General features: G+C 69.0%; 17 protein-coding genes. 5 read left to right on the forward strand and 12 right to left on the reverse strand.

Annotated features, from left to right (window positions below; all coding sequences use genetic code 11):
- Positions 1 to 4 precede the first annotated feature (4 nt).
- Both ACZ63I_RS14780 and ACZ63I_RS14785 read right to left on the reverse strand, forming a co-directional pair.
- Entirely contained in the window at positions 5 to 529 is a 525-nt protein-coding gene (locus tag ACZ63I_RS14780) for a DUF6879 family protein (protein WP_469338728.1), read from the reverse strand.
- Positions 489 to 908 (reverse strand): hypothetical protein, encoded by a 420-nt coding sequence (locus ACZ63I_RS14785; protein ID WP_469338729.1) that lies wholly within the window; start codon positions 906 to 908, stop codon positions 489 to 491. The genes ACZ63I_RS14780 and ACZ63I_RS14785 overlap by 41 nt, the downstream gene beginning before the upstream one ends.
- A gap of 193 nt (positions 909 to 1101) precedes the next feature.
- Here ACZ63I_RS14785 and tgmA point away from each other — a divergent pair, with 193 nt between their 5' ends.
- The 5 genes from tgmA (at position 1102) to ACZ63I_RS14810 (ending at position 6357) form a co-directional block, all read left to right on the forward strand.
- Positions 1102 to 1386 carry a putative ATP-grasp-modified RiPP gene (tgmA, locus tag ACZ63I_RS14790; protein WP_469338731.1) on the forward strand — a complete coding sequence of 95 codons (285 nt, stop codon included), beginning with the start codon at positions 1102 to 1104 and terminating at the stop codon, positions 1384 to 1386.
- Positions 1386 to 2351: an ATP-grasp ribosomal peptide maturase gene (gene tgmB, locus ACZ63I_RS14795; RefSeq protein WP_469338732.1), complete on the forward strand. Its 966-nt coding sequence runs from the start codon at positions 1386 to 1388 to the stop codon at positions 2349 to 2351. Before tgmA ends, tgmB begins: the two co-directional genes overlap by 1 nt.
- Positions 2348 to 3526, forward strand: coding sequence for an ATP-grasp peptide maturase system methyltransferase (gene tgmC, locus ACZ63I_RS14800; RefSeq protein WP_469338734.1), 1179 nt, complete (start codon positions 2348 to 2350; stop codon positions 3524 to 3526). Before tgmB ends, tgmC begins: the two co-directional genes overlap by 4 nt.
- Before the next feature lie 120 nt (positions 3527 to 3646).
- Entirely contained in the window at positions 3647 to 4063 is a 417-nt protein-coding gene (locus tag ACZ63I_RS14805) for a hypothetical protein (protein WP_469338735.1), read from the forward strand.
- Positions 4060 to 6357 (forward strand): tetratricopeptide repeat protein, encoded by a 2298-nt coding sequence (locus tag ACZ63I_RS14810; protein ID WP_469338737.1) that lies wholly within the window; start codon positions 4060 to 4062, stop codon positions 6355 to 6357. The genes ACZ63I_RS14805 and ACZ63I_RS14810 overlap by 4 nt, the downstream gene beginning before the upstream one ends.
- A 31-nt stretch (positions 6358 to 6388) precedes the next feature.
- On the opposite strand, the gene ACZ63I_RS14815 is transcribed toward ACZ63I_RS14810, so the two are convergent.
- From ACZ63I_RS14815 to folC, 10 genes are all read right to left on the reverse strand, one after another.
- Complete coding sequence (locus ACZ63I_RS14815; RefSeq protein WP_469338739.1) at positions 6389 to 8320, reverse strand: TIGR03960 family B12-binding radical SAM protein; 1932 nt, start codon at positions 8318 to 8320, stop codon at positions 6389 to 6391.
- 65 nt (positions 8321 to 8385) lie between these two features.
- Complete coding sequence (locus tag ACZ63I_RS14820) at positions 8386 to 9927, reverse strand: CYTH and CHAD domain-containing protein (protein ID WP_469338741.1); 1542 nt, start codon at positions 9925 to 9927, stop codon at positions 8386 to 8388.
- A 96-nt stretch (positions 9928 to 10023) separates the two neighbouring features.
- The gene (gene rodA, locus ACZ63I_RS14825) at positions 10024 to 11217 is read right to left on the reverse strand and encodes a rod shape-determining protein RodA (RefSeq protein ID WP_469338743.1); all 1194 of its coding nucleotides are present in this window, start codon (positions 11215 to 11217) and stop codon (positions 10024 to 10026) included.
- A gap of 3 nt (positions 11218 to 11220) precedes the next feature.
- The gene (gene mrdA, locus ACZ63I_RS14830; RefSeq protein ID WP_469338745.1) at positions 11221 to 13443 is read right to left on the reverse strand and encodes a penicillin-binding protein 2; all 2223 of its coding nucleotides are present in this window, start codon (positions 13441 to 13443) and stop codon (positions 11221 to 11223) included.
- Positions 13440 to 14114 carry a rod shape-determining protein MreD gene (mreD, locus tag ACZ63I_RS14835; RefSeq protein WP_041989773.1) on the reverse strand — a complete coding sequence of 225 codons (675 nt, stop codon included), beginning with the start codon at positions 14112 to 14114 and terminating at the stop codon, positions 13440 to 13442. The genes mrdA and mreD overlap by 4 nt, the downstream gene beginning before the upstream one ends.
- 11 nt (positions 14115 to 14125) lie before the next feature.
- Positions 14126 to 15181: a rod shape-determining protein MreC gene (gene mreC, locus ACZ63I_RS14840; RefSeq protein ID WP_469338747.1), complete on the reverse strand. Its 1056-nt coding sequence runs from the start codon at positions 15179 to 15181 to the stop codon at positions 14126 to 14128.
- Positions 15182 to 15284: 103 nt separating this feature from the next.
- The gene (locus ACZ63I_RS14845; RefSeq protein ID WP_041996374.1) at positions 15285 to 16304 is read right to left on the reverse strand and encodes a rod shape-determining protein; all 1020 of its coding nucleotides are present in this window, start codon (positions 16302 to 16304) and stop codon (positions 15285 to 15287) included.
- A 251-nt stretch (positions 16305 to 16555) separates the two neighbouring features.
- Positions 16556 to 16966, reverse strand: a complete 411-nt coding sequence (gene ndk, locus ACZ63I_RS14850) for a nucleoside-diphosphate kinase (protein ID WP_469338748.1) — start codon at positions 16964 to 16966, stop codon at positions 16556 to 16558.
- Positions 16967 to 17045: 79 nt separating this feature from the next.
- Positions 17046 to 17429, reverse strand: a complete 384-nt coding sequence (locus ACZ63I_RS14855; RefSeq protein ID WP_469338750.1) for a DUF4233 domain-containing protein — start codon at positions 17427 to 17429, stop codon at positions 17046 to 17048.
- A gap of 5 nt (positions 17430 to 17434) precedes the next feature.
- Positions 17435 to 18940 carry a bifunctional tetrahydrofolate synthase/dihydrofolate synthase gene (gene folC, locus ACZ63I_RS14860; RefSeq protein ID WP_469338751.1) on the reverse strand — a complete coding sequence of 502 codons (1506 nt, stop codon included), beginning with the start codon at positions 18938 to 18940 and terminating at the stop codon, positions 17435 to 17437.
- Positions 18941 to 18983: the final 43 nt, after the last annotated feature.

Genomic DNA, 18983 nt, shown 5'->3' on the forward strand with positions numbered 1-18983 from the left:
TCTGTCAGCTTCCGTACGCGTGATGCGGGACGGCGACGGACCACACCGAGTCGCGAAGAGCGACGGCGGCCGCCACGGCCCCAGGATCCTCGGTCACTTCATGTCCCAGGATCTGTCCGGTGGTGTCGAGGTGTCCCACAGCAAGCAGACGGTCGTCGATGAGCCACCAGTCCCGTCCGCCGAACGGGAGGACAACGCCTCCGGGAAGCAGGTGGCGAGGGAGCCACCGAATATCCTCGCCTGCCTCCACGTTGAGCGCGGCCGTGGCATGCTCCCACTCGATGTACGGGGTGTGGGGCTCAGTCACGACACGAACGCGCCGGACGGTCTTTCCACCCTCGGCCAGCCGCTTCACCATGTGCGTCCACGATTCCATGAAGGAGTGGTCGACCGGTTCGTGGCGGAGCCAACTCTCGAACGGCCCGTCCTCGTCAGGTACCGAGTAGTCGTCCCTGAGTTCCAAATGGAAGGCGTCACGCTCGCACGCCTCAATGAGCTGGTTGCGCCTGACGCCGGAGATCAGCTCCACGCGGCTCCTCCAACAGAGCGGTGATCGCGGCCTTGGGGACCTCGACCACGGTTTCGTAGTCCGGAATCTCCATCTGGGACAGGGCCTCGGAGTCAGTGACCTCCAGTCCCTGGACCACGTACGTACCGGTCGGAGTCAGGATCATGAGGGGGTCTGCCAGACGGCTGAACCGCCCGGCCGGGAGGCCGTCCTTCTCCAAGTGGTCGAACAGCTCGGACGGCACCTCGACCACGGTGTGACCCTTCGCCACGTCGAGTCGCATGAGCAGGTCGTTCGCATAGACCTTCCAGCCCTGCACGAGGTACGAGTCACGGTCGGTGGCGTAGAGGGTCGGGCAGTCGCCCACGTTGGAGTTCTTACCAAGGAACCGTAGCTTCATGGCGTTTCTCCTGTCTGCTGCCTTGCATTGGTTTGCATGACGTATCGATCGTGGTCGCGCTGTCCAGGCCGGTCAACATGCTTGCTGCAAACTCGCGCAATCCGCTTGGGGTGATCCGCTGGTGGGTTCTACGTTCTTCATCGTGCCGAGCAGCGCACCATCCGCTTCACCTCATCGAGTAGGAGCAAGCACGATGACACCTGCTGTCGAGAGTTCACCTCAGACGCCTGGCGAGCACGCGCCAACCGGTCGCCCGTGGGGCGTCGGCCGGCTCGCGCCGTATCCGCACGCCGTCCACCGCCCGCACGCCACGGTCACGGTCGATGGCCGCACGCAGCTCGGTGTGTTCCGTGACCGCACCGGCCGGGTGGTCGAGATGGGCCGGCACGGCACCAGCGCCGCCACCGAGACCTCGACGACCACGAACTCCGACTCCGCGCCGGATCAGGGGCATGACCAGGACAACCAGCAGGACTGATGACAGCGACCGACAAGAGGCCGGTGCTGGTCGCCACCGAGGCGGACGACTGCACGGCCGACATGGTGATCACCGAACTCAACCGGCGACGTGTGCCGGTGGTCAGGTTCAACCCCGCCGACATCGGCGCGGATCTGACCGTCTCGGCTCGGTTCGGCACCGGTCCTGACCCTGTGGTCGGGCGGATGCGTACCCCGTCGAGAACCGTCGATCTCCCCCACGTACGAGCGGTGTACTGGCGCCGGCCCGGCTGGCCCGACTTTCCCCACCTGAGTGACGACGACACGCGCTTCGCCGCCGCACAGGTCCGTTACGGACTCGGCGGCACCCTCTACGCGCTCGACGGACCGCTTTGGGTCAACCACCCGCTGCGGAACGCCGCCGCCGACCACAAGCCCGCCCAACTCGCCCTCGCCCAGCGGCTCGGCCTTACGGTGCCTCCCACGCTCGTGACCAACGATCCGGTCGAAGCAGGGGACTTCATCACCGAGCACGGCCAGGTGATCTACAAGACGTTGCGGTGGACCCCGTACGAGCGGGACGGAGTCCCGGTGACCGGGTGGACGGAGCCGGTCACCGCCGCCGAGATCGACGACAGCGTGCGCGTCGCGCCGCACCTGTTCCAGGTACGGGTGGACAAGGCGGCCGACGTACGGGTGCTGGTGGTCGGCCGGAGCGTGTTCGCTGTCCGTATCGACTCCGGCCTGCTGGACTGGCGTAAGGACTACTCGGCCCTCTCCTACACCGTCGTCGACCTGCCCGACCGGACGGAAAAGGCGCTCCTGGCCTACCTGGAGCACGTCGGGCTGGTGTCCGGAAGCTTCGACCTCGCCGTGGACCGGGCCGGGAACTACTGGTGGCTGGAATTGAATCCGAACGGCCAGTGGGGGTGGCTGGAGGAGAACACCGGACTCGGGATGTCCGCCGCATTCGCCGATCTGCTGACACGAGGAGACACCAGATGACCGATACCGCACCCGAGCGGCGCGCACTCGCGGATCGGCTGGAGAAGGCCGGCGTTCTCACCACTCCCCAGTGGCGCGCGGCCGTTGAGGCTGTACCGCGTGAGCTGTTCTTGAACCCTGGTGTGTTCCTGCCCGAGGAAGGCGGCAGGTGGCGACCGGTCACCGCGGTGGGAACCGAGCCGGCCGCATGGGCGCGGATCGCCTACAGCGACGAGTCGCTGACCACTCAGCTCGACGGCCGTCTCACCGCCGACCAGGTCAGCCACCTTGTGACGGGCTCCCCCACGTCGTCGTCGACCACCCCGGTCACCGTGGTGAACATGATCGAGGCTCTGGAGATGGCGGAAGGCCATCGCGTGCTGGAGATCGGCACAGGCACCGGCTACTCCTCGGCGTTGATGTGCCACCGGCTCGGCGAGGACAACGTAACGACGATCGAGGTGGATCCGGAGGTGTCGGCACGTGCCGACACCGCGCTGGAGACGGCCGGGTTCTCGACGTGGACCGTGACCGGGGACGGACTCCTCGGCCACCCACGGCGCGCCCCTTACGACCGGGTGGTCGCCACCTGCGCGGTCCGGCGCATCCCCTACACCTGGATCAGGCAGACCAAGCCGGGCGGCATTGTCCTGGCCACCGTCGGCGGCTCCTGGCACTACGGCACCGGCCTCGCGAAAGTCACCGTGGGCAAGGACGGCACCGCCGAGGGCAGAATCATCGGCCGCTCCTCATTCATGCAGGCGCGGTCCCAGGCCGTCCCGCCGGTGGCAGGCGACCTTTCCGCCCGGACGGCATACGCCGACGCCGAGCGAACCACAAAGCTCTCGCCCGTCCTACTGGACGAGTGGATGCCCGCCTTCCTCGCCCAACTCGCCGCACCCGGAGCGCAACTCGTACGCGCCGTGACTCTCGACGGCCACCGGCTTCTGTACCTGTTCGACCCCGAGCGCGAGTCCTTCGCCCAGTTCACGGCCAACAGTGACGGCTGGACCGTCCGCCAAGGCGGCCCCGTAGCCCTGTGGGACACCATCGAGCAGGTGCTCACCGTGTGGCGGACAGCGGGCCGCCCCGACATCACCGCCGTACGGCTCCACATCACCGACCGGTCCCACACGTACTGGGTCGAGGACGAGCCGGCGTTCCGTTGGGAGCACCGGCTGGACGCCGCTGCCTGACGACGTGTGCCTCGCGCCTCGGGGCCGGATCTACGCGAAGGCGGAGCAGGGTGGTTCAGGACTCCTTACGCTGATGCTCTCGGGTTTCGGTGTCCGCCAAAGGAGACGGGGGTCGGCGGTATGGAGGTCGTGCAGTGGGTGGCGCAGGCGGGGCCGGCGGTATCGGCCGCGGTGGGCGCTTACGGGGTCGCGGTGCTGACGCGGGCGCAGGACGCGGCTGCTGACGCGACGGTTTCCATGGGGCAGCGGATCGTACAGACGGTGTGGCGGCGGGGAGACGAGACCGAGCGGGCCGAGTTGGAGCGGGCGGTGTCGGAGCATGCCGAGGATCCGGATGATCCGGACACGGCAGCCGAGTTGCGGACGGCGCTGAAGCGAGCGCTTCGGGAGGACGCCGAACTCCGTGCCGAGCTCGCCGAGTTGTTCCCGTCCCCGGCCGCGGGAGCGGTGAACATCACGGCATCCGGCGAGCGGTCGATCGCGGCGCAGCACATCGGGACCGCGATCACCGGCGACGGGCACTCCCCGCAACCATGACACCCCCGGAACAGCCATCCGCTTCGAACAGTGCATCCGGGGAGCGGTCGATCGCCGCGCACTCCATCCAGACCGCGATCACCGGTGATGTGCTGCCCGCTGAATCTCTGTACGCACCGAAGCGGGTCGAGGCGGCACCAGGCACCTCGAACCTCCCGGAGCCGGGGCTCTGTTGGGGGCGCGAGGATGAACTGGCCGAGCTGCGCCACATGCTGACGGCCCAGGGCGAGGGCTCGATCACCCAGAGCGGTGCGGTGCACGGGCTGGGCGGAATCGGCAAGACCACACTCGCCGCGCACTACGCCCACCAGCACTTGCGTCTGGGGGACTACGGTCTTGTCTGGTGGATCAACGCGGTCTCGCCGGACACCATCGAGCAGTCACTGGCCGCGCTGACGCGCCGTCTTGTGCCCGACTGGCCAGGAGGGGCGAGAGGGCCGGCGACGGTGGCGTGGGCGTTGCAGTGGCTGGCCTGGCACCCGGGCTGGCTGCTGGTGTACGACAACGTCGAGGACCCGCAGGACCTCGCCCCCTACACGGGGGCCCTGCGGAGCGGTGATCATCTGGCGACCAGCCGCCGCACTGCGGGCTGGCCCGACAACGCCCCCATCCTGACCCTGGGCAACCTCGAACCCAGCGACGCCGCCGTCCTGTTGTGCCACCTTGCCTTCAAAGGCCGTGAGACAACGGCGAGGGAGCGGGCCGACGCGGCAGCACTGGCCGCAGAGCTCGGCTATCTGCCGCTGGCGTTGAAGCAGGCCGGCGCCTATCTCGCGAGGAACCGCGGCATCACGATCGACTCCTACCTCCGCCGTCTGCCCACCAAGCTGCACAAGGCCGTCCCAGGGATCGAAGCCGAGCGCACCGTGGCCCGCGTGTGGCAGCTCACCCTGAACGCCCTGGAAGCGGAAGATCCGCTCGCGGTATCCGTGCTGTACACGGGCGCGTGGCTGGCCCCCGAAGGCATCCCCCACGCTCTGCTCACGCCGCCCGAGACCGACCCTGATGACATCGCCGAAGCCATCGGCACCCTCGCCTCCTACAGCATGGTCACCGACACCGGCACGACCATGACCATCCACCGCCTCATCCAAACCGTCCTCCGAACCCCCCACACGACGGGCGAACAGCCCCATCACCTCCCCGGACGCGCCGCAGCGGAACAGGCCGTCCTCCAGGCTCTCACCCTGCCTGCTGGTCAGGGTGAGGCAACCGCCGGCCAGTGGGACACCCTCATCCCCCACCTGATCACCCTCGCCGCCACGGCACCCGACCACCACCACAACACCCCCCTCACCGACGCCTACAACACCGCCGCCCGCCGTCTCTACAGACAAGGCCATATTGTCCGCGCCATCCCCCTGTACGAAACAACGCTCGCCCAGCGCAAGCGAGTACTGGGTGACACCCACCCCGACACCCTCACCACCCGCAACAACCTCGCCACCGCCTACCGCGCGGCCGGAAACCTGGATCGCGCCATCCGACTGCACGAGACAACCCTCGCCCAATCCGAGCGGGTGCTCGGTGACACCCACCCCGCCACCCTCACCAGCCGCAACAACCTCGCCAACGCCTACCAGGACGCGGGAGATCTGGACCGCGCCATTCTCCTGTACAAGGCAACCCTCGCCCAATCCGAGCGGGTGCTGGGTGACGCCCACCACGCCACCCTCACCACCCGCAACAACCTCGCCAACGCCTACCAGGACCTGGGAGATCTGGACCGCGCCATCCCCCTCTACGAGGCAACCCTCGCCCAGCGCGAGCAAGTCCTCGGCAACACCCACCCCGACACCTTCGCCAGCCGCAACAACCTGGCCACCGCCTACCAGGACGTGGGAGATCTAGACCGCGCCATCCCCCTCTATGAGGCAATCCTCGCCCAGCGCGAGCAAGTCCTGGGCAACACCCATCCCGCCACCCTCTCCAGCCGCAACAACCTCGCCTACGCCTATCGCGCGGCCGGAGACCTCGACCGCGCCATCCCCCTCTACGAGGCAACCCTCGCCCAGCGCGAGCAAGTCCTCGGCAACACCCATCCCTCCACCCTCACCAGCCGCAACAACCTCGCCTACGCCTATCGCGCGGCCGGAGACCTCGACCGCGCCATCCCCCTGTACGAGGCAACCCTCGCCCAATCCGAGCAGGTCCTCGGTGATACCCATCCCGACACCGTGACCACCCGACACCACCTCGCCGGCGCTTACGAAGCAGCCGACCTCCTCGTACAGCGACGTCGCACAGCCGGCTCCCCACCCGACGGAAGCGTTGACGGCGCCCACGACACGTAGAGGCCGTCGATCACATCAGGTGGGCGTCCGGTCAGGAACCCTGCTTGACCGTCAGCGGCAGCAGCTTCTTGCCCGTCGGGCCGATCTGGATCTCGGTGTCCAACTGGGGGCAGACGCCGCAGTCGAAGCACGGGGTCCAGCGGCAGTCGTCGACCTCTGTTTCGTCCAGCGCGTCCTGCCAGTCCTCCCAGAGCCAGTCCTTGTCGAGGCCGGAGTCCAGGTGGTCCCAGGGCAGGACCTCTTCGTAGGTGCGCTCGCGGGTGGTGTACCAGGCCACGTCCACGCCGAAGTGCGGGAGGGTCTTCTCGGCGCAGGCCATCCAGCGGTCGTAGCTGAAGTGTTCGCGCCAGCCGTCGAAGCGGCCGCCGGCCTCGTAGACCGCGCGGATCACGGCGCCGGTGCGGCGGTCGCCGCGGGAGAGCAGGCCCTCCACGATGCCGGGCTTGCCGTCGTGGTAGCGGAAGCCGATGGAGCGGCCGTACTTCTTGTCGGCGTGGATCTTGTCGCGGAGCTTCTTCAGCCGGGCGTCGGTCTCCTCGGCCGAGAGCTGCGGCGCCCACTGGAACGGGGTGTGCGGCTTGGGTACGAAGCCGCCGATGGAGACCGTGCAGCGGATGTCGTTCTGGCCGGAGACCTGCCGGCCCTCGGCGATGACCTTGACCGCCATGTCGCCGATCTGGAGCACGTCCTCGTCGGTCTCGGTGGGCAGCCCACACATGAAGTAGAGCTTCACCTGGCGCCAGCCGTTGCCGTACGCCGTGGAGACCGTACGGATCAGGTCCTCCTCCGAGACCATCTTGTTGATGACCTTGCGCAGCCGCTCGGAGCCGCCCTCGGGGGCGAAGGTCAGGCCCGACCTGCGGCCGTTCCTGGTCAGCTCGTTGGCCAGGTCGACGTTGAAGGCGTCGACCCGGGTGGAGGGCAGCGAGAGGCCGACCTTGTCCTCCTCGTACCGGTCGGCGAGGCCCTTGGCGATGTCGCCGATCTCGCTGTGGTCGGCCGAGGAGAGCGACAGCAGGCCGACCTCCTCGAAGCCGGTCGCCTTCAGGCCCTTCTCGACCATCTCGCCGATGCCGGTGATGCTGCGCTCGCGCACCGGGCGGGTGATCATGCCGGCCTGGCAGAAGCGGCAGCCGCGCGTGCAGCCGCGGAAGATCTCCACCGACATCCGCTCGTGCACGGTCTCGGCGAGCGGGACGAGCGGCTGCTTCGGGTACGGCCACTCGTCGAGGTCCATGACGGTGTGCTTGGACACCCGCCACGGCACCCCCGACCTGTTCGGTACGACGCGGCCGATGCGCCCGTCGGGCAGGTACTCGACGTCGTAGAAGCCCGGCACGTACACCCCGCCGGTCTTCGCCAGCCGCAGCAGTACGCCCTCGCGCCCGCCGGGGCGGCCCTCCGCCTTCCAGGCGCGGACGATCTCGGTGATCTCCAGGACGGCCTGCTCGCCGTCGCCGATCACGGCGCAGTCGATGAACTCGGCGATCGGCTCGGGGTTGAACGCGGCGTGCCCGCCGGCCAGCACGATCGGGTGGTCCACGGTCCGGTCGGCGGCGTTGAGCGGGATGCCCGCCAGGTCCAGGGCCGTGAGCATGTTCGTGTAGCCCAGCTCGGTGGAGAAGCTGAGGCCGAAGACGTCGAAGGCGCCGACCGGCCGGTGCGAGTCCACGGTGAACTGCGGGACGTGGTGCTCGCGCATCAGCGCTTCGAGGTCGGGCCACACGCTGTACGTGCGCTCGGCGAGCACGCCCTCGCGTTCGTTCAGCACCTCGTAGAGGATCATGACGCCCTGGTTGGGCAGCCCGACCTCGTACGCGTCGGGGTACATCAGTGCCCAGCGGACCTCGCACGAATCCCACGGCTTGACCGTGGAGTTCAGCTCGCCACCGACGTATTGGATCGGCTTCTGCACATGCGGGAGAAGGGCTTCAAGCTGGGGGAAGACCGATTCGGCAGGCATCAGGCAGATCTCTCAGAGCTGGGCGCACGGACTGTCGGGGACGGCCATCCAGACTACCCCGGTGCTCAGCCCGCCAGCGCCGACCGCCATTTCCGGCGGGACGACTCCGCCCAGACCACGGTCAGTTCACGCTCCAGCGCCGCCGACCGCGCCTCCTCCTCGCCGTACAGCAGCCCCCAGGTGAAGGCGGTCTCACCGGCCGCGTGCGCCGCTATACCGATCTCGCGCAGCGTCTGGCGCGCCACGACGCTGTCCTGGTGGTCGCCGAGCGTGCTCTGCACGTCCTTCATGCGCTTGCGGAACCGGTCGGCCGCCGCGCCGAGGGCGGGGGCCGCCGCCTCCGCCGCGTACCTGGCGCGCTTGGCGGCCTTGCGGGCGCTGTGCAGCGCCACGTCGCGCTCCTCGCCCGGTGCGAGCGACAGCGCGTGCTCGGTACGGCGGCCCAGCCGGGCGTAGTCCTTCAGCAGCACCCGCGGCAGCACCTGGCCGGATGCCCGCTCGGCGCGCTTGCGCAGCGGAGGCTCGGAGAGCAGCGCGTCGAGCGCGGTCAGCAGCGTGCGGTACCGCTCGCTGTCGAGTACGCCGAGGGTGCGTTCGCGTGAGCCGGTCCGCCGGGCGACGCTCCAGATCCGCAGGCGGCTCTCGACCGGGCCGAGCAGCAGGGTCCTCGGTACGTCGTCGATGTGGGCGGCGAGCCGCTGGGTCAGCACCTCGTTGTCCCGGTCGACGCCCAGCTCGCCCGCGAGCCAGCGCAGCTCCGTGCCGATCGGGTCGGTGACCGACCGGTCGAGCACCCCCCGGTAGCTGCGGAAGGCGGAGCGCAGCCGGCGGGTGGCGACCCGCATCTGGTGCACGGAGTCGGGCAGGTCGCGGCGGACCGCGGGATCCTGGGTGACGATCGCCTCGATCTGCGCGCGCACATACGCCAGGACGTGGTCGCCCGCGGTCTCGGGCGGCGCTGTGACGTCGCGCGTTGCCGGGGCCGTCTCCCGGAGGGCCCTGCTCAGCTTGGACGGCGTCGCCGACGGGCGCAGGCCCGCCTTGCGGAGCTTCTTCTCGACGGCGTCGAGAACGGCCGGGTCGGCGCCTTCGGCCAGCTCGACCTCGACCTCGGTCCAGGCGGCGGTGGCCGGGTGTCCGGCGACGGCTCCCGCGAGGCGCTCGGCGCGTACGGTGTCGACGCTCACCTCGGCCAGCCGCTCGCCGTCGGCGCCGTACAGCTCGCTGACGTCGCGGGCGGTCCGCAGCCTGACGACGGGGACGAGCGGGGCTCCGAGGGTCCGGGAGCGGGCCAGCGCCAGCAGCTCGTCGGGGACGGTGTCACTCAGCGGCGCCCGCAGTTCGTCGCGTATCCCGGTCGCGACGGGGAATTTGAGATGCCAGCCCGCGTCGCCGCCGCCCTCTCGGCGGCGCAGCGTGAGCCGGCCGGCCGCGAGGCGCAGATCGGCGGTGTCGTAGTAGACGGCGTCGAGTGGCACGACTCCCTGGGCGAGGACGGACGCGACGCCGCGGGCCCGGGTGAGGTCCGGGAGCCCGGCAGGTCCTTCGGCGTCCGGCGTCTCGGGGAGTTCGTACTTCCGTTCGATCTCGCGCTTGGTGTCCGCCATATAGGGAACCTAACCGCGATAACCATGCCTAATCGCCCGCGCCGCCACCGATGACGGTGGCGGCGCGGGCGATTGCGGTGGCGCTGACTCGCGAGGTCAGGCGGACATCGGTCTCTGCACTCTGATCGACTGAAGTAGTCCGACCGCGATCCACACCGCGAACATCGACGAGCCTCCGTACGAGACGAACGGCAGCGGCAGCCCCGCGACCGGCATGATCCCGAGCGTCATCCCGATGTTCTCGAACGCCTGGAAACCGAACCAGGCGATGATTCCGGCGGCGACGACCGTGCCGTACAGCTCCGTCGTCTCGCGGGCGATCCGGCAGGCGCGCCACAGCACGACGCCGAGCAGCAGCAGTATCAGGCCGGCACCGAGGAAGCCCAGTTCCTCACCGGCGACGGTGAAGACGAAGTCCGTCTGCTGCTCGGGCACGAACTGCCCGGTGGTCTGCGAGCCGTGGAACAGGCCCGTACCGGTCAGACCGCCCGAGCCGATCGCGATCCGCGCCTGGTTGGTGTTGTAGCCCACCCCGGCCGGGTCGAGGTCCGGGTTGGCGAAGGCGGCGAACCGGTTGATCTGGTACTCGTCCAGGATCCCGAGCGCCGCGACCAGGAAGGCGCCGAGCACGCCCGCGCCGATCAGCCCGAGCACCCAGCGGTTGGCGGCGCCGGAGGCCAGCAGGCAGCCGAGCACGATCACCGCCATGACCATGACCGAGCCGAGGTCCGGCATCAGCATGATGATCGCCATCGGCAGGATGGCGAGCCCGAGCGCCTTGGCGACCGTGCGGTGGTCCGGGTACGGCTGGTCCCCCGCGTCCACCCGGGACGCCAGCACCATCGCCATGCCCAGCAGGATGGTGATCTTCACGAACTCGGACGGCTGGATCGAGAAGCCGCCGCCGATCACGATCCACGCGTGCGCGCCGTTGATCGTGGCGCCGAGCGGGGTGAGCACGGCGAGGATCAGCACCACGGACAGCCCGTACAGCACCGGCACCGCGCCGCGCAGGGTGCGGTGGCCCAGCCAGACCGTCGCGATCATCAGGCCGAGCCCGATGCCGGTGTTCATGACGTGCCGGATCAGGAAGTAGTACGGGTCGCCGTTGTTGAGCTGGGTGCGGTTGCGTGTCGCCGACCACACCAGCAGCGAACCGATGGCCGACAGCGCGAGGGCCGAGAACAGCAGCGGCCAGTCGAGCCTGCGCACCAGCGAGTCGCGGGCGGCGAGCTTGGCCCACGTGCCGCGCTCGGGACCGTATCCGGAGACGGAGAAGCCACTTGCCATCGCTCAGTCCCTCCGCGCCGGTGCGGGAAGCGCTCCGGCGACCGTCTGCGTACCACCGGGGTCGGTGGGGGCGGCGGGCGCCGACGGCGGCGCCGTCGGGTCGACGGGCTCCTTCTTCTTCGGGAGCCGGTACGGCTTGAGCACGGGCGCGTCGATCGAACCGTCCGACTGGATCTTGGGGAGTGACGTGACCGGCTTGGGCATCAGGGCGTTCTTCGGATTCAGATTGCCGTCGGCGTCGATCCCGTACATCGCCTCGTAGATCTTGCGGACGGCGGGACCCGAGCCGCCGGAGCCGGTGCCGCCCTGCGAGATCGTCATCACGATCGCGTAGTCCTTGGTGTAGGTCGAGAACCAGGACGTGGTCTGCTTGCCCGCGACCTCGGCCGTACCGGTCTTGGCGTGCAGCGTGATCTTGTCCTGCGGCCAGCCGCCGAACTGCCAGGCGGCGGTACCGCTGGTGACCACGCCTTCCAGCGCCTTGTTCATGTACGCCAGGGTCTTCTTGCTGTCGGGCAGCTTGCCCGCCACCTTCGGCTTGATCTCCTGCACCTGCTTGCCGTCGGCGCTGACGACGGCCCGGCCGAGCGACGGCTGGTACATCGTGCCGCCGTTGGCGATGGCGGAGTAGATCACGGCCTCCTGGATCGGGGTCAGGAGCGTGTCGCCCTGGCCGATCGCGTAGTTGACGGAGTCACCGGCGCGCACCCTGTTGCCGTCCACGCAGTTCTCGAACTCGATCTGCTGGACGTAGTTGCCGTCCTTCTTCCCCTGCTTGCACCACAGGGCCTTGTTGGCCTCCCAGTACGCCTGCTTCCACTGGCGGTCGGGCACCCGGCCCTTGACCTCGTTGGGCAGGTCGATCCCGGTCTTCTTGCCGAGCCCGAACTGGTGGGCCGTCTTGAAGAAGTAGTCCTTCGGGTGCTTCGGGTTGTTGCCGCCGTCCTTCTTCCACTGGTCGTAGGCCAGGTAGTAGAAGACGGTGTCGCAGGAGACCTCCAGGGCCCTGCCGATGCTGATGTCCCCGAAGTTCTCGCCCTCGAAGTTCTTGAACTCGCGGTTGCCGATGGTCATCGACGAGGTGCAGGGGTAGCCGCCGTCCGGCGCGTACCCCGCGTTGATCGCCGCGCTGGTCGAGATGACCTTGAAGGTCGATCCCGGGGCCGACTGACCCTGTATGGCGCGGTTCAGCAGCGGGTAGTTGGACGACGCCTTCGTGAGCTTCTTGTAGTTCTTGGCGGAGATGCCGCCGGCCCACACGTTCGGGTCGAACGTCGGCGCGCTGGCCATCGCGATGACCCGCCCGGTGTGCACGTCCATCACGACGGCCGCACCCGAGTCGGCCTTGTAGTAGCTGTTGGTGACCGAGTCCCAGGTCTTGCGCAGGGTCTTCATGGCCGCCGCCAGTTCCTTCTCGGTCAGCGCCTGGATCCGCGAGTCGATGCTCGTGACCAGATTGCTGCCCGGCACCGCCGGTGTCGCGCCCGCCTTGCCGATGACCCGGCCGAGGTTGTCCACCTCGTAGCGGGTCACCCCCGACTTGCCGCGCAACTGCTGGTCGTAGCTGTTCTCCAGGCCCGCCCTGCCGACCGAGTCGGAGCGCAGCAGCGGGTTGTCGGTCTTCTCCGACGTGGCGACCTCGTCGTCCGTGACCGGGCCGAGGTAGCCCAGCTCCTGCGAGGCGTTGGCGCCCGCGGGCGCCGGGTAGCGGCGCAGCGCGGTCGGTTCCGCGGTGACGCCGGGGAAGTCCTCGGTGCGCTCGCGGATCTGCAGCGCCTGCTGGGTGGTGGCCTCGGTGGTGACCGGAATGGGCTGGTAGGGCGAGCCGTTCCAGCAGGGCTGCGGGGTCTTCGCGTCGCAGAGCCTGACCTTCTGGATGACGTCGGCCGGCTTCATCCCGAGGACACCGGCGAGCCGGGTCAGTACGGCCTTGCCGTCGTCCGGCATCTTCATCAGGTCGGTGCGGCTGGCCGACACGACGAGACGGGTCTCGTTGTCGGCGAGGGGCACGCCCTTGTTGTCGAGGATCGAGCCGCGGACGGCCGGCTGGACGACCTGCTGTACGTGGTTGTTCTTGGCCTCGTCCGTGTACTCCTGGCCGTTGCGCACCTGGAGGTACCAGAGCCGGCCGCCGAGGGTGAGCAGCAGGGAGAAGACGAGGACCTGAATGACGATCAGCCGGATCTGCACCCGGGGGGTACGCCCGGTCTCCGGAATGTTGCTCACAGTCGCTTGACCCCCTTGATACGTCCGGCCCGTGCCGCGCGGCTGCGTGCCGTCTTGATCCGCATGCCGCCGCGCTGGCCGCCGATCTTCAGACCGGTGCCGGCGCCGAGCCAGCCGGCCGCCACGTCGGCGCCGCCCCCGCTGTTCTTCTGGCTCTCGGCGAGCGGGTCGTTGTCGGCGCGTCTGGCGAGCCACATGACGAGCGGGACCACGAACGGCGCCAGCAGCAGATCGTAGACAGCGGCGGTGAACAGCAGGCTGCCGAGACCCACATGGCGGGCGGCGGTGTCACCGACGAGCGCGCCGACGCCCGCGTAGAGCAGGGTCGAGCCGACGGCAGCGGCGACGACCGCGGTCATCGGCGCGAGCGCCGATCTGATCTGGCCCTTCTCCGGGCGTACCAGGCCCGCCGCGTAGCCGATCACGCAGAGCACCAGCGCGTAGCGGCCCGCCGCGTGGTCGGCGGGCGGCGCCAGGTCGGTCAGCAGTCCTGCGCCGAAGCCGATGAAGGCGCCGGCCGTGTGCCCGTACACGAAGGCGAGGGCGAGGACGACGAGCAGCATGAGGTCGGGCACCGCGCCGGGCAGATGGAGCCGGGCGAGGACCGACACCTGCACGACGAGGGCGACCACGACCAGTGCGGTCGAGAGCAGAATCCGGTTGATGCGCATGGGGATCAGCTCTATTCCTGCTCGTCGTACGGGCCGTCGTCGCCGCCCGGTGGATCGGCCGCGTTGTTCTGGGGCCGTACGGCGGCGTCGTCGGTGGTCAGATCGGGCGCGTTGCTCTGCACGCCGCCGTTCGGCACGGTGTTCGTCCCGTCGGCGTTGGCCGAGGGGGTGACCGTGACGGTGACGGTGGGCGTCGGGGTCGCGCGCGGCTTCGGCGGCAGCACCGTGTCGCGCGGGTCCGTGCGGGGCGCCTGGACGACGACACCGACGATGTCCAGCTTGGTGAAGCCGACGAAGGGCTGCACCTGGATGGTCCTGGTCAGACCGCCGTTGGACGGGTCGACCCGGACGACCTGGCCGACCGGTACGCCCGGCACGAACGGCTTGTCCTTGCTGGAGCCGAACGTGACGAGCCGGTCGCCCTTCTTGACCTTGGACTTGCCGTTGAGGAGCTGCACGGACAGCGGCCGGTCGCCCTGCCCCGTAGCGAAGCCCAGTTCGTTGCTCTTCTCCATGCGCGTGCCGACGGTGAAGTCGGGGTCGTTGGCGAGCAGGACGGTCGAGGTGCCGGGACCGACGGTGGTGACGCGGCCGACGAGCCCGTCGCCGTTCAGTACCGTCATGTCGCGCTTGATGCCGTCCCTGGCGCCCGCGTCGATGGTCACCGTCCAGGAGAAGCCCTGGGCCGCTCCTATCGCGATGACCTCGGCGCCCTTGATGCCGTACTGTCCCGCGCCGGCCTTCTTCAGCATGCCGTCCAGCTCGCGCACCCGGCTGCGGTTGCGGTCGTCGCTGCCCAGCTTCTGCTTGAGAGCCGCGTTCTGCTGCTCCAGGGCGCTGATGCGGTTGTGGCGCTCGCCGGAGTCCCGTACCGCGCTTATGGCGTTGCCGACCGGGTCGACGCCTGCCGCGACGCCGTCCTCCACCGGACCGAGGACGGTGGCGGCGGCCTGCCGCGCGCCGTCGACCGGGGAATCCTCACCCCCGCGGATGTCGACCGTGATCAGTGCGAACGCGATGGCGATCAGCAGCACCAGGAGCAGACGACTCTCCTTTGTGTCCCTCACGTGCGGCGGCCGTGCCTTCCTCGTAGGAATGGTTGTGCCTGTATATCAACCGTCCGCCGGACGAAGAGAAGCCGGTCGTACGGCGGACAATTCGAGGATTTCGTCACCTGCGGGGCTGAGCGTCCAGTACCTGCTGGAGAGCCTCGAATTCCTCTACGCATTTACCGGACCCGAGTGCGACGGAGTCCAGCGGGTTCTCGGCGATATGGATGGGCATGCCTGTCTCGCGGCGCAGCCGCTCGTCCAGGCCGCGCAGCAGCGCGCCGCCGCCGGTCAGGACGATCCCGCGGTCCATCACGTCGCCGGACAGCTCGGGCGGGCACTTGTCGAGCGTCGTCTTCACGGCGTCGACGATCGCGTTGACCGGCTCCTCGATGGCCTTGCGGACCTCGGCGGCGGAGATGACCACGGTCTTCGGGAGTCCCGACACGAGGTCGCGACCGCGGATCTCGGTGTGCTCGTCCTTGTCCAGGTCGTACGCCGAGCCGATGGTGATCTTGATGCTCTCGGCGGTCCGCTCACCGAGGAGGAGCGAGTACTCCTTCTTGATGTGCTGGATGATCGCGTTGTCCAGCTCGTCGCCGGCGACCCGGATCGACTGGGCCGTGACGATTCCGCCGAGCGAGATGACGGCGACCTCGGTCGTGCCGCCGCCGATGTCCACCACCATGTTGCCGGTGGCCTCGTGGACGGGCAGTCCTGAGCCGATGGCCGCTGCCATGGGCTCCTCGATGATGTGCACCTGGCGGGCGCCGGCCTGGGTCGACGCCTCGATGACCGCACGGCGCTCGACCCCTGTGATGCCCGAGGGCACACAGACGACGACGCGCGGACGGGCCAGGTAGCGGCGCTTGTGGATCTTCAGGATGAAGTACCGCAGCATGCGCTCGGTGATTTCGAAGTCGGCGATCACGCCGTCCTTCAGCGGCCGGACGGCAACGATGTTGCCCGGCGTCCGGCCGATCATCTTCTTCGCTTCGGCGCCGACCGCGAGGATGCCGCCCGTGTTGGTGTTGATGGCGACGACGGACGGCTCGTTGAGTACGATCCCTCGGCCCCTGACGTACACCAGCGTGTTGGCGGTCCCGAGGTCGACAGCCATGTCACGGCCGATGAACGACATGTTGTTCCCCATGAGGATGCGTCTGGCCTTCCCAAATCGAGCGTTGACGGCTTTTCAGGATGGCGAGGTGGGTGGCTGTGGCTTGAGGCTTCATCGTAGTGCCGCCTGTACGCCGACGGCGCGGTGGCCCACCTCAATAATGGTGACGATGTGTTGGTGCGATGCGTTCCCGATGCCGGCTCGCATATGCCCATGGGCGACCGAATTCCTCCGGTCGCCCCAGACCATCAGGCTATTTGGCTGACAGCCAGTCAGGAAAGACCGGGGAAGAAAATCTTCAGTTCCCGAATGGCGGACTCCTCGGAGTCCGAGGCGTGGATGAGGTTCTCCCGGACGATCGTCCCGAAATCCCCCCGGATGGACCCCGGCGCTGCTGCGATCGGGTCAGTCGGACCCGCGAGCGCGCGCACGCCCTCGATGACCCGCTCGCCGTCCACGACGAGCGCGACGACGGGACCCGAGCCCATGAACTCCATCAGCGGCTCGTAGAAAGGCTTGCCCTTGTGCTCGCCGTAGTGCTGCTCCAGCGTCTCCTGGTCCAGCGTGCGCAGTTCGAGCGCGGCGATGGTCCAGCCTGCCTTGCGCTCGATACGGCCGATGACCTCGCCGACGAGGCCGCGGCGGACGGTATCGGGCTTGAGCAGGACGAGCGTACGGCTCACGGTACGGGCTCCTTCTTGTGCGGCTGCGGAATGCGGGATGCACCCGGCTCAGAGGCTACAGGGCATACCACAGCACCGATTACACAGCGTCAGGCTTTACGGAGGGACCGGTCCCGTCCGCCGTCCGCTCGTCCGCCTGCGCCGCCCAGCGGGCCTTCGCCGCGTCGATCGTGCGTCCGTAATGCACCGAAGCCCACCAGAGCGCGGCGAACGCCGCACCCAGGATGAACATCATCGGCACCACGAAACCGCTCGCGATCAGCGCGATCTGCAGCGCCCAGCCGAGCTGCACCCCGCCGGGCCTGCCGAGCATCCCGCAGAGCAGGAGCGACAGCAGCATCGCGACACCGCAGATCGTCCAGACCGTCCCCATCGACAGGTCGTCCGACTTCATCGCCACCAGACCGGCGAAACCGATCACGAAGAACTCGGCCAGCAGTGTGGAGGCACAGAGCATACGCATGGACCTCAGCCCTTTCCCAGGAGTAGCCGGGCCTCGCCGACCGTGATCACGGACCCCGTCACCAGGACACCCGCCCCGGCGAACTCGCTCTCCTCCTCGGCGAGCGTGATCGCCGCCTCAAGAGCGTCGTCGAGACGCGCCTCGACCTGCACCCGGTCGTTGCCGAACACCTCGACGGCGATCCCGGCCAGCTCGTCCACGTCCATCGCGCGATGGCTGGAGTTCTGTGTGACGACCAGTTCCTGGCAGATCGGCTCCAGCGCTTCGAGCACGCCGCGCACGTCCTTGCCCTCGCTCGACCCGACCACGCCGATCAGCCGGCTGAAGCCGAACGACTCGGTCAGCCCGTCGGCCGCCGCGCGGGCACCCGCGGGGTTGTGCGCCGCGTCGAGCACCACCGTCGGCGAGCGCCGTACGACCTCAAGGCGGCCGGGGGACGAGACGGAGGCGAACGCCGCCCTGACCGTGTCCATGTCCAGCCGGCCCGACTGCTCGGCGCCGATCCCGAAGAACGCCTCGACGGCGGCGAGCGCCACCGCCGCGTTGTGCGCCTGGTGCGCGCCGTACAGCGGCAGGAACACCTGCTCGTACTCACCGCCGAGGCCGCGCAGGGTCATGAGCTGGCCGCCGACCGCGATCTCGCGGGCCAGCACCCCGAACTCCATGCCCTCGCGGGCGACTGTCGCCTCGGCCTCGGTGGCCTTCTTCAGCAGCACCTGCGCCGCGTCCACCGGCTGCTGCGCCAGGACGACCGTCGCACCCGGCTTGATGATCCCGGACTTCTCCACGGCGATCTCGCCCGACGTGCCGCCGAGCCGGTCCGTGTGGTCCAGGTCGATCGGCGTCACCACGGCGACCTGCGCGTCGATCACGTTCGTCGCGTCCCACGTACCGCCCATGCCGACCTCGACCACGCCGACGTCCACCGGGGCGTCGGCGAAGGCCGCGTACGCCATGCCGGTCAGCACCTCGAAGAACGAGAGCCGGTACTCCTGCTGCGCGTCGACCAGTTCGACGAACGCCTTGATGTCCTCGTACGTCTCGATGAACCGCTCGGCGGAGATCGGGGCGCCGTCCAGGCTGATCCGCTCCGTGATCGACTGGACGTGCGGGCTGGTGTAGCGCCCGGTACGCAGCTCGAAGGCGCCGAGCAGCGCCTCGATCATGCGCGCGGTCGACGTCTTGCCGTTGGTGCCGGTGATGTGGATGGTCGGGTAGGCGCGCTGGGGGTCGCCCAGGACGTCCACCAGCTTCTCGATCCTGACCAGCGAGGGGTCGAGCTTCGTCTCGCCCCAGCGCCCCGCGAGCTCCTGCTCGACGGCGCGCAGCGCCTTGTCCACCTCGGGGTCGGCGGGCCGGGCCGGCAGGCCCTCGTCCTGCCGCGGCCCCGCCTGGGCCCGCAGGGTGCGGCTGCCCGCCTCGATCACGGCGAGGTCGGGGTCGCGGGTCGTCTCGGCATGGACGATGTCGTCGAATTCTTCGTCGGGCTGGTCGGGCTGGTCGTCGCTCACACGACCAGTCTACGGAGCGGCCGGAGCGCCGGACGCCCCGGCG

Source organism: Streptomyces sp. NPDC087906, assembly GCF_055584925.1.